Genomic DNA, 13,850 nt, shown 5'->3' with positions numbered 1-13,850 from the left:
GGTCTGGCTTAAGACGCGCTTCGGATAGCCAAGGATAGAAGATTGATAACACCGCGCTATTCAAGCGTCAGGTCACCACAGTATTCAATGCACTTAGGCTCGTGTGTAACGGGATCAGTGAACTCGAACCCCTTGGAGAGCAGCTGCAAGGGCCGCGTGACATCATCCGGCGAGAGCGGATGCAGCACCGGGTAGTAGCGGTCATGCAAAATCGGCCAGCCAAGTGACTGCATGTGCAGGCGCAGCTGGTGGCGGCGCCCGCTGACGGGGTGTAATTCGAACAGCGCCTGCGTGTCGGTTTGTTGCACGCAGCGGATCACCGAGTGGCTATTGGCGTCGCCCTCGCTGATGCGCATGCGAAAGCGCTGCTCGCTTGGCTCGATGCGATTCTTGACCTCCCACGCTCGACCTACCCATGACGTATCGCCGTCTACCTCGGCGATGGCTTGATAGGTCTTGTGAATCTGTCGTGACTTGAACAGCTGGTGATACAGCGGGCGGGTCTCGGGATTCAGCGAACAAAGCACCAGTCCTGCCGTCACTCGATCCAGACGATGCACCGGCTGCAGCGCCTCGATCCCCGTGCTTTGTCGCAGGCGCTGTTGCAGACACTCATTGACGTAGCGCCCGCCGGGCGTGACGGGCAGAAAGTGCGGTTTGTAGGCCACCAGAATGTGCTCATCGCGATAGACAATATGCTCGGCGAAGGGAATGCTCGGCTCGCTTTCTACTTCGCGATAATAGAACACGCGAAGATGGGGCTTGAAGAATGAGGCCGGCGTAATCCAGCTGCCGTCATCGCGGTGCACCTTGCCGGTGGCCATGCGCTCACGCCATGTCGCTTCACCCATGGCTGGAAACGTGAGCAGCAGATACTCAAGTACCGTCGACACACCGGGATTGACCTGCGGCAGGCTCAGCTTCGAAGGGCGTTGGGCAATGGACATAGGATGCATCACAGATTGGGAAGAGGCTGGGAGGCGGTCGCGCTAGTGTAACCGAGAGAGGGAGTCGTGTCGGGCGAGGCGTGACTCTACTGTCAGCCGGGTTGTCCGGTAGTGTCAGGCACAACATTGTTCCCGCAATAAAAGCAGAGTCCATCATGAGCCGCTGAGTGACGCTGCTGTACTCACTTTGCAATTTGAGCCGAATAAACGCTATATTCGGCTCATTTATTGATCCAAATAGACGGGGTAATCGGCTCATGTATATTTGGGAGCGAAAGGGTTGGCCATCGTTTGAATGGAGTGAACCCACTTTACGCCCCATGCTGGACGAACTCAGGCTACTGCAAGGCCGGGTGGTGGGAAGAACGGAATCAGCCTCCGAGCATGCGGATGCAAGCGTAGAAATGGATGCACTCATTCAGAACGCCATCCGTACCAGTGAGATCGAAGGGGAGCGGTTGGATGTAGGCTCCGTACGCTCGTCGGTGGCTCGCCAGTTAGGGGTGGATCAGGCCGGTGTTCCTGGCAGAACGACGCCTGAATCCGAGGCGCTCATCGAGCTTCTGCTGCAAGCGACGCACTACCCGGATCAACCGCTCACTCTTGAGCGGCTGTGCCATTGGCAGTCCCTTCTTTTCGTACAGGGGCCAGGCGTGATCGATAAAGTGCGGGTGGGCGAGCTACGCGGTGAACAGCCCATGCAGGTCGTTTCCGGGCGAATCGATCGGCCCACCGTTCATTTCGAGGCGCCGCCGCGGCGTCAGCTCGAAGCAGAGCTGGATGCGTTCCTGGCCTGGTTCAACCAGCCGCCGGAGAACCTCGACCCGCTCATTCGTGCGGGCATTGCTCACCTTTGGTTGGTCACGCTGCATCCCTTTGACGACGGCAACGGGCGCTTGACGCGCGCGGTCACGGATAGGGCGCTGGCCCAGGCCGAGCGGCAGTCGGTGCGCTTTTACTCGCTGAGTGCAGCGATCATGGCGCGCCGGGAGGCGTACTACGATCACCTCGAGAGCACGCAAAAGGGCGGCCTGGATATCACGCCCTGGCTTGCGTGGTTTCTGGATACATTAAAAGCAGCACTCGAGCAGGCGCTATCGAGAATCGACCGGGTGCTCGAGAAAACCCGCTTCTGGCAGCGCCATGCGACCACTGTACTAAACGAACGCCAGATCAAGGTATTGAACCGCTTGCTGGATACGGCCGGCGTGGAGTTCGCGCAAGGCATCAACGCGCGCAAGTATCAGTCGCTGGCGAAGGTGAGCAAGGCCACCGCTACCCGGGACCTGGCTGAACTGCTGGAGAAGGGATGCCTCGTCAAACTGCCCGGGGGCGGGCGTAGTACGCGTTACTCGATACCGTTCGAGCCAACCCTTGCGAGCGCGCTGTAAGGGCTAGCCAAAACAGGATGGTTGATATCGAGTTCAACGGATGGGCTTTATCGCCGCCACATCTTCCGATCAGCGAGCGCCATGCTCATCGCTTGCCAACCCACCGCTGCGTCATTTTCCGGCAGTTGCCTGACAGCCGCCGTTGTAGCCGTTCCAGCAACGTCTGTTCGGTTCCTTTACCCGCTACATGACTCAGAGAGGCGACTGTTGCGTCGATGGCTTGCGGCATTCGCTCGGCCAGTTCGAGCCCTTGCTTCAAAAAGTAACGTGGCTGAAAGCGCAGCGCGCGGGCCAATGCTTCGAGGTGTGAACGCTCGATGTGGCCGGGGCGGTCTTCACCGCTGATGCTCATGGCAAAACGGCTCGAAAGGCCGCTGTAAAGCGTGGTGCACATCAAGTCGTAGAACGGTGCCAGCCGTGGCCCATCAGCGGTGTAAAGAGTGGCGAGGTTCTTGGCATGGCTATCGTTATTGCCAATCAACAGGTTGAAGAAGAGCCAGCCGATCAACCGCTGCATGTCTTTAGCCGGTGCGCCCTGTTGCTGCAAGAGCTCACGGCAGCGAACCAGGCCTGGGCCGCCGTCACTTTCGTATTTAATGGTTGAGGGCGTGCCGGCGAGCTGGCAAAAATCGAGCTGGTGCAGGCGCTGCAAACTGCCTTGGGCATCAATCCTACGATCATACCGGCGCACCAGACAAGCGCGGGTGTAAGGCTGGTAGCTCGTCTCAGCCGCATCGAGCCCAAGTTCTGCGGCCAGCTGCATGCAGAACGTTTCGTTGAGCGCCGTTGCCCACACACCTTTCAAGCCTTGAATGTCGGGTTTGAGAATATGACTGGAAGGGGCCGAGCCTTCCGGTATGGCAGGACTTCCATCCGGCATGACCATCAGCAGTAGCTTGTTTTGTGCCCCCGCGAGCGAGATACGCGGCTCGTTATCGTGTTGTGTAAATAACGCGCCTTGGGTGCGCGCTTGTAGATGCGCCGCCACGGTCGCCCAACGAGTGGGCGTATAATGGGGTAAAACGGGTGATTCATTGGGTGATAGCAGGGTGAAGCCGCTGGCCGTATCACCGCCAATGGCGTTCAATAGCCCAAAAACGGTGGTGGTGTGGTGGCGAAGTTCCAGCTGGTGGCGCAGGTCGCCTTCCGGTAACAGATTCTCGAAATAGGTCAGTACGCTATCGCCTTCGTGAACGAGCGGCGAAAGCGGCAGTGAAGGTGAGAGACTCACTGCGTCAGATTGCTCACGCCATGCCGGGGCGTACTCAAAACGCAGTGGATGCGTATTAAATAGCCACCCGACGAGCCTCTCGCCTTGATAAAGCGTCAGGACGGCGTCACTCGCCATGGCGATTAGATCCTTTGCGCTTCACGACCACCTCTAGCCCCATTAAGTCCAATACATCCAGCACCTTTTGCAGCTGGAGGGTGGGCTTTCCTCGCTCCAAGTCAACGATGAATCGGTTGCCGGTACCGGCAAGGCCCGCCAGATCCATCTGCAACAAGCCTTGTTCATTGCGCATTTGGCGAACCAGTTGGCCCAGCTCTTCGCTTTGACGAATGATTGTAGGGGCGGTGGCATTATCGGTCGACATGGAGAGCCTGCTTTTGATTACCGTTCGGTAATTATAGGTTTGTTTTTGGTAGGTAGCCACCACCTAGTTACCGATCGGTAATTTTATGGAAAAGACGCGATAAGGTCTTTTAAAAAATTACCGTTCGGTAATTGAAGCTAGAAAGCATCTCCAAGTGCGTTGATCCCACGTGGCATATTTCAAAGCTTACCGCGTGGCACATGTGCTCGATTCCGGTCCCGATCATGGCGCTCAACGTCAGGGAAGGGCGGTAGCCAATCTTCACGGCGAATATTCCAAAGCTCGTAGGTCGGCTTTAATTGGTTCGGTGCATCGAGGGCACCAAGGTGTATCTCGATTTCATGCTCGCTGATCGAAAACAGTGATGAGCCGCAGGTCGCGCAGAAGTAGCGCCCCTGGTAGCAGGCGGGCTCGCCTTCGATCACGACCGCTTTCCTAGGGTAATCCGCCGCCGCGTAGAAAAGCGCACCGTGGTGTTTGCGGCAATCCATGCAGTGGCAGGTGCCTACACTCTGCGGTTCGCCACGCGCTTCGAATCGCACCTTGCCGCACAAGCAGCCACCGGTTAGTTGCTTCATTCCTCATCTCCGTAAGACGTATCTTGAGTTCGACTCTATCTTGTGAGCCGAGAGTACACCTAAAGAAAAGGCTTGAAGCATACGGTCACTACCCTACGAGCCAGATAAAAACCTTATATTGGCGAAAATTTACCCATCGTCGCACCACCTTCGTGCTTAAGGCACATATATGGTGCGACGAAATGGCTTATGAATGCGATCAAGCCCACGAAATACGGCTTTCTCGGGCATGGCACGATCCTTGCTAAGTACTGAGGTAAGTAAACAGTTACTTAACTCAACCAACGTAGAGCGCTACATCTACCAGCGCCTTGGCAGAGGGTCTCACCATGAAAACGCAACTCAACAACGCCAAACTTAAAGTACTTGCTTATAGCGTGGCACTGGGCGCTTTGACCCTTGCCGGCACTGCAAGCGCCAATACACACCTGAAGTTTCACCACGACCTGCCAGAAGACAGTGCTCAGCATTTGGCAGCGGAGCGCTTCAAGCAGGCCATTGAGGAGCGCAGCAACGGCGAGATCACCGTGCAGCTCTTTCCCAACAATACGCTGGGCGACGATGTCGAGGTGACCCAGCAAATGCAGATGGGCGCGGTAGAAGCCGCCATCATCCCGACCGCCAAGCTCTCGGGCTTCGTGCCGGCCATGCAGATCGTCGACCTGCCGTTTTTATTTCCTTCTCCGGAAGTCGCGCACACCGTGCTGGACGGCCAAGCCGGTGACGATCTGCTCGCCACCACCGAGCAGGTGGGGCTAAAAGGGGTGACGTTCTGGGAGAGTGGCTTCAAGCAGTTCACCTGTAACCACGCGATTGAAGGGCCAGAGAGCTTCGAAGGCCAGAAGGTACGGGTGATGCAGAGCCCCATCATCATGGAGCAGTTCAGCGCAATGGGCGCCAACCCGGTGCCCATCGCCTTCGGGGAAACCTACAACGCCTTGCAGCAGCGCGTAGTGGATTGCCAGGAGAACCCGTTGGTGTCGATTACCCAGATGCGGTTTTTCGAAGTGCAATCGGACGTGGTCATTAGCAACCATGCGTATCTGGGCTACGCGTTCCTGTTCAGCCAGCGCTGGTTCGATGGCCTGAGCGAGGACGACCAAGCGCTGTTGACCGAGGTTGCGCGCGAAGCCACCACGTTCCAGCGCGAAGAAACCGCCCGTCGCGAAGAGGGCTACATCGCTACCATCGAAGCCAGTGGCACCAACGTAAGCTCCCTCGATGACGAGCAACTGGCGGCGTTTCGTGAGGCGACCGCCTCAGTGCACGAGGCCTTCGCCAGCGAAATCGGCGCCGATCTGATGGATGAGTTCCAGCAAGCGATTGCCAGCGCAGAATAACGTTCCTTCTTGGGAGGGCCGGCCGGGTATCCCGCTGGCTCTCTTTTCCTTGCAGTGTCCTGATTGGGAGTGCGCCATGCGCAAACTTGATGCCTGGCTGTCGCGCAGCGAGGAGGTCGTGATCGGCCTGCTAATTCTCTCCGCCGCGCTCATCCTCTTTGCCAACGTGGTGGCCCGCTACGTGTTCAATTTTGGGTTCTCCTGGGCGGAGGAGTTGGTGCGCTACCAGATTGTCTGGATGGTGCTGCTGGGCGCCAGCGTTGCCGCCCGGCAAGGCATTCATATCGGCATCGATATTCTACGCCGCTTCAGCCCACCGCCCATTGCGCGGGCTCTGGAACTGCTGGTGCACGCGATCTCGATTGGCTTCTGCGCCTTTCTGGTGTTCTACGGTATCGAACTCACCGAGCAGACCCACCGGTTCGGCCAGGTAAGCTCGGCATTGCAGGCGCCCATGTGGGTCGTGCAACTGGCCATTCCCGTAGGGGCCTTGTTAATGGGCATTCGCTTTACCCAGCATTTCTTCCGCGCTTTGCTCGGCCGCCGGCAGGCCAGCGCCCACCTCGATCAGATTGGATGAGCCCATGGTTATCACTTTTTTAGCGCTGTTGGCGGCGTTGATGCTGGTGGGGGCGCCGATCTTTATCGCCCTGGCCGGCTCGGTCATGGCGACGATGAGCAGCTTTAGCCACATTCCGCTGGCCATCGTCGTCGAACGGCTGTTCGCGGGGCTGGACAAGTTTCCGCTCATGGCGATTCCGTTTTTCATCCTGACCGGTAGCCTGATGAGTGCTGGTGGGCTTTCACAGCGCATCATCCGCTTCGCCAATTTGCTGGTGGGGCGCTTTACCGGAGGCATGGGGATGACGGCGGTGTCGTCGAGCATGTTCTTCGGCGCCATTTCCGGCTCCAGCCCCGCGACGGTGGTTGCGGTGGGATCACTGCTCTACCCGGCGATGCGTAAGGAGGGGTACTCCGGGCCGTTCTCGATTGGTTTGCTGGTCTCCTCCGGCTCGCTTGGCATTATCATCCCGCCTTCGGTGGTGATGATCGTTTACGCGGCGGTCACCGGGGTGTCGGTGGGCGCGCTGTTCATGGCGGGGGTGGGCGCGGGGCTTTTATACGCCGCGTGCTTGCTACCGTACTGCTGGTATCGCGCTAAAAAAGATGGCGTCGCCCCGATGGATCCACCCAGTTGGCGCGAGGTGCTGGCCGGGCTGAAAGACGCCTCCTGGGGGCTTGGTGTGCCCGTCGTCGTGCTGGGCGGTATTTATCTGGGTATCTTCACGCCCACCGAGGCCGCCGCGGTGTCAGTGGTCTACGCGTTACTGGTCGCGGCGCTGATTTACCGCGAGAAAAGCGTCAAGGAGCTGTTTCAGAGCATGGTCGACGCGGCGACCACGACCGCACAAGTGATGATCATTCTCGCGGCGGCCTCGGTACTGGCCTGGTTTCTGACCAGTAATGGCTTGGCCACCCAGCTTGCCAATACCATCCTGTCGCTCTCTGAGAACCCCTACCACATCTTTTTGCTGATCAACGTGACGGTGTTGATTGCTGGCATGTTCTTGGATGCTTCCTCGATCATGGTGATCCTCGGGCCGCTGTTTTACGCGGTGGGCACGCGCATCGGTATTGATCCGGTCCACCTGGGGGCGGTGCTCACCGTGAATGGGGCGATCGGCATGTTCACGCCGCCGTTCGGGCTCAACCTGTTCGTCGCGGGGACGCTTGAGGGTGTCGATTACATGCAGACGGTGCGCGGGGCGCTGCCCTTTATCGGCATCGCGCTCATCGCCTTGCTGCTGCTGACCTACCTCCCTGCGGTCAGCATGTGGCTTCCCAATATGGTGTACGGCGGCTAAACGCCTGAAACAAGGATGACGATAGTGGCAACTTCCCCGAACACGGCCCCAGGCGCTTTGGCGCACTCCCAGGAAGGCGTGGTGACGAGCCCGCACACCCTCGCCACCCGAGCCGGGCGCGAGGTATTGCGCCAAGGGGGCAACGCCGTCGAGGCGGCGATCACCATGGGCGCTTGCCTGTCGGTGACCTACCCGCATTTTACCGGCCTGGGCGGCGACGCCTTCATGATCATCGCCGACGCCCAAGGCGGGGTGCGCACGCTCTCCGGCATTGGCCAGGCGCCCCAAGCCAAGTTCGAGCACGATGGCGCGCTACCCGCTAGAGGGCCGGGGTCACTCTTGACCACGGCGGCCACGGTAGACACATGGGGCCAAGCCCACGATATCTCGCATCAACACTGTGGCGGTCGGATGAGCTGGCAGGCCTTGCTGGCGCCTGCCATCGAGCTTGCCGAGCAGGGCTTTGAGGTCACGCCCTCGCAGCGCTTCTGGCTCGATTTCAGGCGTGACGAGATGGCGACGATGCCCGGCGTACAGGCGCTATTCATGGCGGAAGGCAAAATGCCCGAGCCGGGTGATATTCTGCGCCAGCCGGCGCTGGCCGCGTCGCTGCGCTCGATGGCCGCCCATGGCTACCGGGATTTCTACGAAGGCGAACTGGGCGCGAAGATTGCCGCCGGGCTGGCGGCGGCAGGCTCTCCGTTGACGGCTCAGGACCTGGCGGCAACGCGGGCGCGAGTCGAGTCGCCGCTCTCTATACCTTACCGGGGCGGCGAGCTGCTGGCCCACCGCCCGCCTACCCAAGGCATGACCACGCTGGAGATCATGGGTATTCTCGAGCGTTTCGATTTTGCCGGCATCGAAGAGGGAAGCGCGGACTATTACCATCTGCTGGTCGAGGCAGTGAAGCGCGCCTTTCTGGATCGAAACGCCCACTTGGGCGACCCGGATTTTGCATCGATACCCTTCGAAGAGCTGCTTTCGCCACGTTATCTCGATGCGCAGGCCACCCATATTGAGGCAGACAACGCGCTGGCGTGGCCCCACGCTTACCAGCATGGTGATACGGTGTACCTGGCCGCTTCGGACCGTTTTGGCAACGCCGTTTCAATGCTGCAGACGATCTACTATGACTGGGGCAGCGGCGTCAGCGTGGGCGATACGGGCATTTTGTGGCACAACCGGGGGGCGGCGTTCAACACGGATCCATCTCATCCCAACGCGCTGGCACCGGGTAAGCGGCCTTTTCATACTCTGAACCCGGGCATGTACCGCGTCGATGGTAAGCCGCGCCTGCTGTATGGCACCCAAGGGGCGGATGGCCAGCCGCAAACCCTAGCGGCGGTGCTGACCCGCCTGATCGATTACGGCCTGGACCCGCTCACCGCGCTGAAAAAACCGCGTTTTCTTTTAGGGCGCACGTTTTCCGACGGACGTGATACGTTGAAACTGGAAGAGGACGCGGGGGAGGCGGTCTTTGCAGAGCTTTCCCGTCGTGGTCACCAGGTCAGCCCGCTACCCGCTCAGAGCGCGCTGGCCGGCCACCCTGGGGCAGTGCTTATTGACCCCTCAAAAGGGCTTTATGCAGCCCACGACCCGCGCAGCGATGGCATCGCGTTAGGGCAATAGCGTGAGACACCACAAGAGAACAAGGATGTATCAATGAGTGACAGCGAGGCGCTGGGCGTATCGTCGAACGCTCGGCCCGGGAAAACCCGCCGTAACGCCAATGAGACGCGCGAGCGCCTGCTACAGGCGGCCACGGAGGAGTTCTGCGAGTGCGGTTTCGACGGGGCGAGGATGCAGCGCATCGTGCGTGCCGCGGCATGCAACGTGCGTATGGCGTACCACTACTTCGGCGACAAGGAAGGCCTTTATCTGGCGGTGTTAGAGCACGTCTACGAGGAGCTACGGGCCAAGGAAAAAGCGCTCAATCTGAGCGATCTCGAGCCGGTCGCGGGTATGCAAGCGCTGGTCGAGTTCACCTTCGATCACATGGCCGAGCACCCGGAGTTTACAAGCCTCGTGCGTAACGAGAACCTGCTGGGTGGTCGCATGCTACGAAAATCGGCGAAGGTGGTGCAACAGACTACGCCGCTGGTGGGCATGATTCGTGACACCCTCGAACGCGGCGAGGTGGCAGGGGTGTTTCGTAGCGCCGTCGACCCGACTCAGCTCTACATCTCAATTCTTTCACTGTCGATCATTCATATAAACCAGCGAGACACGCTAACAATCATTTTCGAGCAGGATTTAGCCGACGCGAAGTGGCTGGCCGAGCGGCGAGCGCACGCCGTCGAGGTCATTATGTCTTATCTTCACAACACGGGCGCGCCATCAAGTAATAAACGCTGAGTGAAAGAAACATGTGGTACTAAATAAAGCCGTAGTAGCACTCCTCTTTTTCACACAAGCTCGCCAACAATGAGTTACCTACTTCAAGGCTAGTATCAAGGGCCGACATCAAGGTCTAGGGGGATTTAATAGCTAATTTGAGTAAGGCAGGGTCAAATAATGTTGACCCGTACTCCCGCATAACCACTCCCCGCCACGCCCGTACAAAGCGAATGCCACTGACAGTCAACGCACGCCCGCCGAATACGCCCAACGCGAAAGGCCGCTCTCAGCGATGCCAGCGTGGCGCTATCCAGTTTCAAGCGATCGCCAACCGCCAGCGGGCGGCCCAGCGTCTCGCTAATATCCTCGAGCGCGGCGCTGTCACGTGCGATGACGCTGTCGTTCAGGCAGTGGGGCGCCTCGCACGCGGGGGCCAACAGCGGGGCGCAGATGTCATCCGGCCCCGCGACCAGTGCTACCGGCTCGGCGCTGGAAAGGCGCACGGCGAGTCGGTCGTAGTTGGCCACGAAGGCAGTGCTGTAACCCTTGCCCACATAGGTGAGCAGGCAGAGCAGGTGGTGGCCGCGTAGCCGGATGGTCACGCGTTATCGCGGTGGCGGCTGGCGATCAGCTTGAGCGTCACGGTGGCCAGGGCCGATTTCAGCACGCTGCCGACCAAAAAGGGCGTCACACCCAGGGCGATGGCTTGCTCCATGCCCACGAACTGTGAAAGCCAGGCGCCGCCGGCGGCCAGGCAGAGTACGTGGGCCAGCATCATGCCCATAAAGGCAAGTGCTGCGCGCTGGCCGTTCCAGCCGCGCTGGGCCAGCCAGCCCGTCAGCGCCGCGCACAGCGGGAAGGCGAATAGATACCCCGCCGTCGGCCCGGCAAACGCCACCCAGCCGTTGGCACCGCCCGCCAGCACCGGCAGGCCCATGGCAGCCTGACCCAGCCACGCAAGCGTGGTCAGCGCGCCCAGGCGCCAGCCGTAGAGTGCGCCGATCAACAGTACCCCGAAGGTTTGCATCGTAACGGGCACCGGCACCATGGGCACTTGGATATAGGAGCACAGGGTCAGAAAGAGAGAGCCCAGCACGACCGCGACTATTTTCCAACTCAGCGAGTAGTGCGAAAGAGCCGAAGGCGTAGGGAGTGTGAAAGAACGAGACGTATCGTACATATTGGCAGTAACCTTTTTTTATGGGATGGGTTTACTGCATTATTCTAGCCACCATGTTAACCAAGGTGCAAATGATTGGTTTACAAATGCGCTCGGCTGGATTTCGGGAAGATTAATTCGTAACGCTCGCGCAGTTATCCTGGTACAGCGCCTCGTCACTACCCACTGCGAGCCGCTCGGTGGCGCTGTTGTAGTAAAAGCGCCCGGTCTCGGCGCCTGAAAGCGCATAGTCGCCGCACACCCCATAGCCCTTGTTGACGCTCATCAGGTTGGAGATCTCGGCCGGCGTTTGGCGGTCGAGACGCTGCGAAATCGCTTCAGAAATATGGGCATCGCGCTGGGCCTCGGAGTAGGCCTGGCTGCCGAAGATCAAACCCGCTACGACGACAATGGCGACGACGGGAATCCAGAGGTTGTGCATGGCGTGTCCAGCAAGAGTGTGAAAGCGAACGGAGTCGGCATAAAAATAACTGAGCCGGATAATAGCGTTTTGCTCGGCGAATTTCATTGGTTGGCAAGCGCCGGTTAGAGGCAGTCATCGCCTGCTGTCACCGTCAGCGAACGCCTTGCCTCGTAGGCAGAGACGCATTACTTGGCTGGCCCGCTTATTTTTACGGCTCTCGGTATTGAGCCGAAAGGGCGCCGTCATCGGCTTAATTTCTCCTCTGTTTAGGGCACGCTCTAGGCGATGAACGCATCTTGATCGACCGCCAGCGTCAGCGGTTTGTTTGTCTCCAGTTCATTCATCCTTTGCGTCAGCGCTTGGCTAATGGAGTGATAGGCCGTGCTGCCCAAGGCTAGCCTAAACGGGGCAGAGGGAAGGTCGGCGGTATCGATGAGGCGGTTCACCGTTTTAATCGCATCGCCTTTAATGGCGAAAGCCCCCGACGCTAACGCACGGCGCGTTTCGCCCGCGGGTGTTTCATCATATACGGGCATGGGGGTCGTGCGGTCCAGCGCTTCGCCGAATTGGGTAGCGGTGGGGCCGGGTTCGGCAAGGATGAAGTCGATGCCAAAGGGAGCGACTTCTTGCGCGACCGACTCAACGAACCCTTCGATGCCCCATTTGCTGGCGTGGTAAAGACTGAAACACGGGTAGGCGATTTGGCCGCCTTCCGACGATACCTGCACGATACGCCCACCGCCTTGCTCGCGCAGGTGGGGTAGCACCGCTCGAATCAATTGAATCGAGCCGCTGAGATTGGTCGTTAATTGCCGCTCGATCTGTTCGTCCGTGGCTTCTTCGGCGGCGCCAAACATGCCATAGCCTGCGTTGCTGACCACCACATCAATTCGTCCGAAAGCGTCGAAGGCATGCGCTACGCCCTGTCTCATTGCCTGCGTATCGGTCACGTCGAAGTTCACCACGTAAAGGCGCTCTTCGTGCTGGGCCAGCAAGTTATCCAGGGCGCCGGGACGGCGTAGGGTGGCCACCACGCGGTCGCCGCGTTCTAGCAGGCGTTCAGTGAGCAGGCGGCCAAGGCCGGTCGAGGTGCCTGTAATCAGCCAGGTTTTAGCCATTTATTATCTCCTTTGAAGCGATTGAGCGTTGCGAGAGATAGGCTAGGCCAGTAATACTGTTAATAGAATACTCAACAATTGGCACAAGTTAGTGAAGCATGTTCATCAATGAATAAGCCGACGTTAGCCGACCTTAAAGCATTCAAGGCGGTGGCCGAACACCAGAGCTTTCGCCGTGCGGCTGATCTGATGGGCGTTAGTCGGTCGTCGCTAAGCCATACCCTGCGAACCCTCGAGCGCAGATTGGGTACGCGGCTACTGCATCGAACGACGCGGAGTGTCTCGATGACCGAGAGTGGTGAGCGTTTACTCTTGCGTTTGGGCCCGCTTTTAGGGGAGCTGGACACCCTGCTTGAAGAAGCCTCAAGCCTTGAAGGTAAGATCACGGGGAGGTTAAGGATCAACGCCAGTGAAGCAGCGATTCGCCTATTGCTTACGCGTGTCGTGCCCCGATTCCTGACGCTGTATGAGGATGTCGAGCTTGACCTGGTGGCAGAGGGACGACTGGTCGATATTGTCGAGGAGGGGTTCGATGCCGGGATAAGGTTAAGGGAAGCGGTCCCCAAGGATATGATTGCCGTTCCTGTTGGCGGAGAGCTGCGGTTTCTTGCCGTTGCCTCGCCTGGTTATTTACAGGGCAAACCGATGCCTGAAAAGCCCGATGAGCTCGCCCTGCACCAGTGCATCAGGCAGAGGTTGCCCAGTGGCAAACGCTACCGCTGGGAATTCCAGCAGCACGGCCAAGAGGTGTTGGTTGATGTTTCTGGCGCCATAACGCTGGATAGCAGCCAACTGATGGTGGAGGCGGCCGTGGCGGGCTTGGGTATCGCGTATGTGCCGGAACCCTATGCACACGCGTACCTTAGAGATGAGACGTTAGTGACGGTGCTTGAGGATTGGTGCCCTTACATCTCCGGCTTGTACCTTTACTACCCCAATAACCGCCATGTGCCGCCCAATTTGCGGGCCTTTATTGATCTGCTGCGGGAGTGACAGGCATCGCCTATCAGTTCGCCCATCAGGTCGACCCCTTTCTGGAAAGCGGTAAGCTGATCCAGCTGATCGCCGACTGGACGCCGCCGTTTCCGGGATTCTA

15 protein-coding genes and 1 pseudogene are annotated in these 13,850 nt (G+C 59.0%); 8 read left to right on the top strand and 8 right to left on the bottom strand.

All coding sequences use genetic code 11. The annotated features are described in order from the left end of the window. Window positions 1–56 precede the first annotated feature (56 nt). Complete coding sequence (locus tag RN346_RS13510) at window positions 57–947, bottom strand: pseudouridine synthase (RefSeq protein WP_311961413.1); 891 nt, start codon at window positions 945–947, stop codon at window positions 57–59. 257 nt (window positions 948–1,204) lie between these two features. Here RN346_RS13510 and RN346_RS13505 point away from each other — a divergent pair, with 257 nt between their 5' ends. After that, entirely contained in the window at window positions 1,205–2,338 is a 1,134-nt protein-coding gene (locus tag RN346_RS13505) for a Fic family protein (protein WP_311961411.1), read from the top strand. Window positions 2,339–2,423: 85 nt separating this feature from the next. On the opposite strand, the gene RN346_RS13500 is transcribed toward RN346_RS13505, so the two are convergent. The 3 genes from RN346_RS13500 to RN346_RS13490 form a co-directional block, all read right to left on the bottom strand. Further along, on the bottom strand, window positions 2,424–3,686 hold the full coding sequence (locus tag RN346_RS13500; protein ID WP_311961410.1) for a type II toxin-antitoxin system HipA family toxin: 1,263 nt from the start codon (window positions 3,684–3,686) through the stop codon (window positions 2,424–2,426). Beyond that, window positions 3,676–3,933: a helix-turn-helix transcriptional regulator gene (locus RN346_RS13495; protein WP_263586315.1), complete on the bottom strand. Its 258-nt coding sequence runs from the start codon at window positions 3,931–3,933 to the stop codon at window positions 3,676–3,678. The genes RN346_RS13500 and RN346_RS13495 overlap by 11 nt, the downstream gene beginning before the upstream one ends. A 179-nt stretch (window positions 3,934–4,112) precedes the next feature. Then, window positions 4,113–4,511 (bottom strand): GFA family protein, encoded by a 399-nt coding sequence (locus RN346_RS13490; protein ID WP_263586316.1) that lies wholly within the window; start codon window positions 4,509–4,511, stop codon window positions 4,113–4,115. 329 nt (window positions 4,512–4,840) lie between these two features. Between RN346_RS13490 and RN346_RS13485 the strand changes: the two genes are divergently transcribed. The 5 genes from RN346_RS13485 (at window position 4,841) to RN346_RS13465 (ending at window position 10,071) form a co-directional block, all read left to right on the top strand. Next, window positions 4,841–5,851 (top strand): TRAP transporter substrate-binding protein, encoded by a 1,011-nt coding sequence (locus RN346_RS13485; RefSeq protein ID WP_263586317.1) that lies wholly within the window; start codon window positions 4,841–4,843, stop codon window positions 5,849–5,851. Between the two features lie 76 nt (window positions 5,852–5,927). Further along, complete coding sequence (locus RN346_RS13480) at window positions 5,928–6,431, top strand: TRAP transporter small permease (RefSeq protein WP_263586318.1); 504 nt, start codon at window positions 5,928–5,930, stop codon at window positions 6,429–6,431. A 4-nt stretch (window positions 6,432–6,435) separates the two neighbouring features. Beyond that, complete coding sequence (locus RN346_RS13475; protein WP_311961409.1) at window positions 6,436–7,716, top strand: TRAP transporter large permease; 1,281 nt, start codon at window positions 6,436–6,438, stop codon at window positions 7,714–7,716. Window positions 7,717–7,740: 24 nt separating this feature from the next. Further along, window positions 7,741–9,345: a gamma-glutamyltransferase gene (gene ggt, locus RN346_RS13470; protein WP_311961408.1), complete on the top strand. Its 1,605-nt coding sequence runs from the start codon at window positions 7,741–7,743 to the stop codon at window positions 9,343–9,345. A 33-nt stretch (window positions 9,346–9,378) separates the two neighbouring features. Then, window positions 9,379–10,071, top strand: a complete 693-nt coding sequence (locus RN346_RS13465) for a TetR family transcriptional regulator (protein ID WP_311961407.1) — start codon at window positions 9,379–9,381, stop codon at window positions 10,069–10,071. A 152-nt stretch (window positions 10,072–10,223) separates the two neighbouring features. Here the strand turns inward: RN346_RS13465 and RN346_RS13460 are convergent, their stop codons facing one another. From RN346_RS13460 to RN346_RS13445, 4 genes are all read right to left on the bottom strand, one after another. Then, window positions 10,224–10,655 carry a DUF1284 domain-containing protein gene (locus RN346_RS13460; protein ID WP_311961406.1) on the bottom strand — a complete coding sequence of 144 codons (432 nt, stop codon included), beginning with the start codon at window positions 10,653–10,655 and terminating at the stop codon, window positions 10,224–10,226. Further along, window positions 10,652–11,149 (bottom strand): biotin transporter BioY, encoded by a 498-nt coding sequence (locus RN346_RS13455; protein ID WP_311961405.1) that lies wholly within the window; start codon window positions 11,147–11,149, stop codon window positions 10,652–10,654. Before RN346_RS13455 ends, RN346_RS13460 begins: the two co-directional genes overlap by 4 nt. A gap of 196 nt (window positions 11,150–11,345) precedes the next feature. Further along, the gene (locus tag RN346_RS13450) at window positions 11,346–11,654 is read right to left on the bottom strand and encodes a hypothetical protein (RefSeq protein ID WP_311958532.1); all 309 of its coding nucleotides are present in this window, start codon (window positions 11,652–11,654) and stop codon (window positions 11,346–11,348) included. Window positions 11,655–11,914: 260 nt separating this feature from the next. After that, window positions 11,915–12,754 (bottom strand): SDR family oxidoreductase, encoded by an 840-nt coding sequence (locus RN346_RS13445; RefSeq protein ID WP_311961404.1) that lies wholly within the window; start codon window positions 12,752–12,754, stop codon window positions 11,915–11,917. A gap of 108 nt (window positions 12,755–12,862) precedes the next feature. Between RN346_RS13445 and RN346_RS13440 the strand changes: the two are divergent. Both RN346_RS13440 and RN346_RS13435 read left to right on the top strand, forming a co-directional pair. After that, window positions 12,863–12,997: pseudogene (locus RN346_RS13440) on the top strand (LysR family transcriptional regulator); the annotation flags it as partial. 42 nt (window positions 12,998–13,039) lie between these two features. Beyond that, complete coding sequence (locus tag RN346_RS13435) at window positions 13,040–13,747, top strand: LysR substrate-binding domain-containing protein (protein ID WP_311962719.1); 708 nt, start codon at window positions 13,040–13,042, stop codon at window positions 13,745–13,747. The last annotated feature ends 103 nt before the right edge of the window (window positions 13,748–13,850 follow it).

The organism is Halomonas sp. PAMB 3232, from assembly GCF_031954225.1.
GTDB lineage: Bacteria > Pseudomonadota > Gammaproteobacteria > Pseudomonadales > Halomonadaceae > Vreelandella.
This window is presented reverse-complemented; position numbering and strand designations above follow the sequence as displayed.

What these genes read in the sequence shown, in the direction of transcription:
- RN346_RS13510 (WP_311961413.1), bottom strand. Translation starts at nt 947, where the DNA reads ATGTCCATTGCCCAACGCCCTTCGAAGCTGAGCCTGCCGCAGGTCAAT.
- RN346_RS13505 (WP_311961411.1), top strand. Translation starts at nt 1,205, where the DNA reads ATGTATATTTGGGAGCGAAAGGGTTGGCCATCGTTTGAATGGAGTGAA.
- RN346_RS13500 (WP_311961410.1), bottom strand. Translation starts at nt 3,686, where the DNA reads ATGGCGAGTGACGCCGTCCTGACGCTTTATCAAGGCGAGAGGCTCGTC.
- RN346_RS13495 (WP_263586315.1), bottom strand. Translation starts at nt 3,933, where the DNA reads ATGTCGACCGATAATGCCACCGCCCCTACAATCATTCGTCAAAGCGAA.
- RN346_RS13490 (WP_263586316.1), bottom strand. Translation starts at nt 4,511, where the DNA reads ATGAAGCAACTAACCGGTGGCTGCTTGTGCGGCAAGGTGCGATTCGAA.
- RN346_RS13485 (WP_263586317.1), top strand. Translation starts at nt 4,841, where the DNA reads ATGAAAACGCAACTCAACAACGCCAAACTTAAAGTACTTGCTTATAGC.
- RN346_RS13480 (WP_263586318.1), top strand. Translation starts at nt 5,928, where the DNA reads ATGCGCAAACTTGATGCCTGGCTGTCGCGCAGCGAGGAGGTCGTGATC.
- RN346_RS13475 (WP_311961409.1), top strand. Translation starts at nt 6,436, where the DNA reads ATGGTTATCACTTTTTTAGCGCTGTTGGCGGCGTTGATGCTGGTGGGG.
- RN346_RS13465 (WP_311961407.1), top strand. Translation starts at nt 9,379, where the DNA reads ATGAGTGACAGCGAGGCGCTGGGCGTATCGTCGAACGCTCGGCCCGGG.
- RN346_RS13450 (WP_311958532.1), bottom strand. Translation starts at nt 11,654, where the DNA reads ATGCACAACCTCTGGATTCCCGTCGTCGCCATTGTCGTCGTAGCGGGT.
- RN346_RS13445 (WP_311961404.1), bottom strand. Translation starts at nt 12,754, where the DNA reads ATGGCTAAAACCTGGCTGATTACAGGCACCTCGACCGGCCTTGGCCGC.
- RN346_RS13435 (WP_311962719.1), top strand. Translation starts at nt 13,040, where the DNA reads ATGACCGAGAGTGGTGAGCGTTTACTCTTGCGTTTGGGCCCGCTTTTA.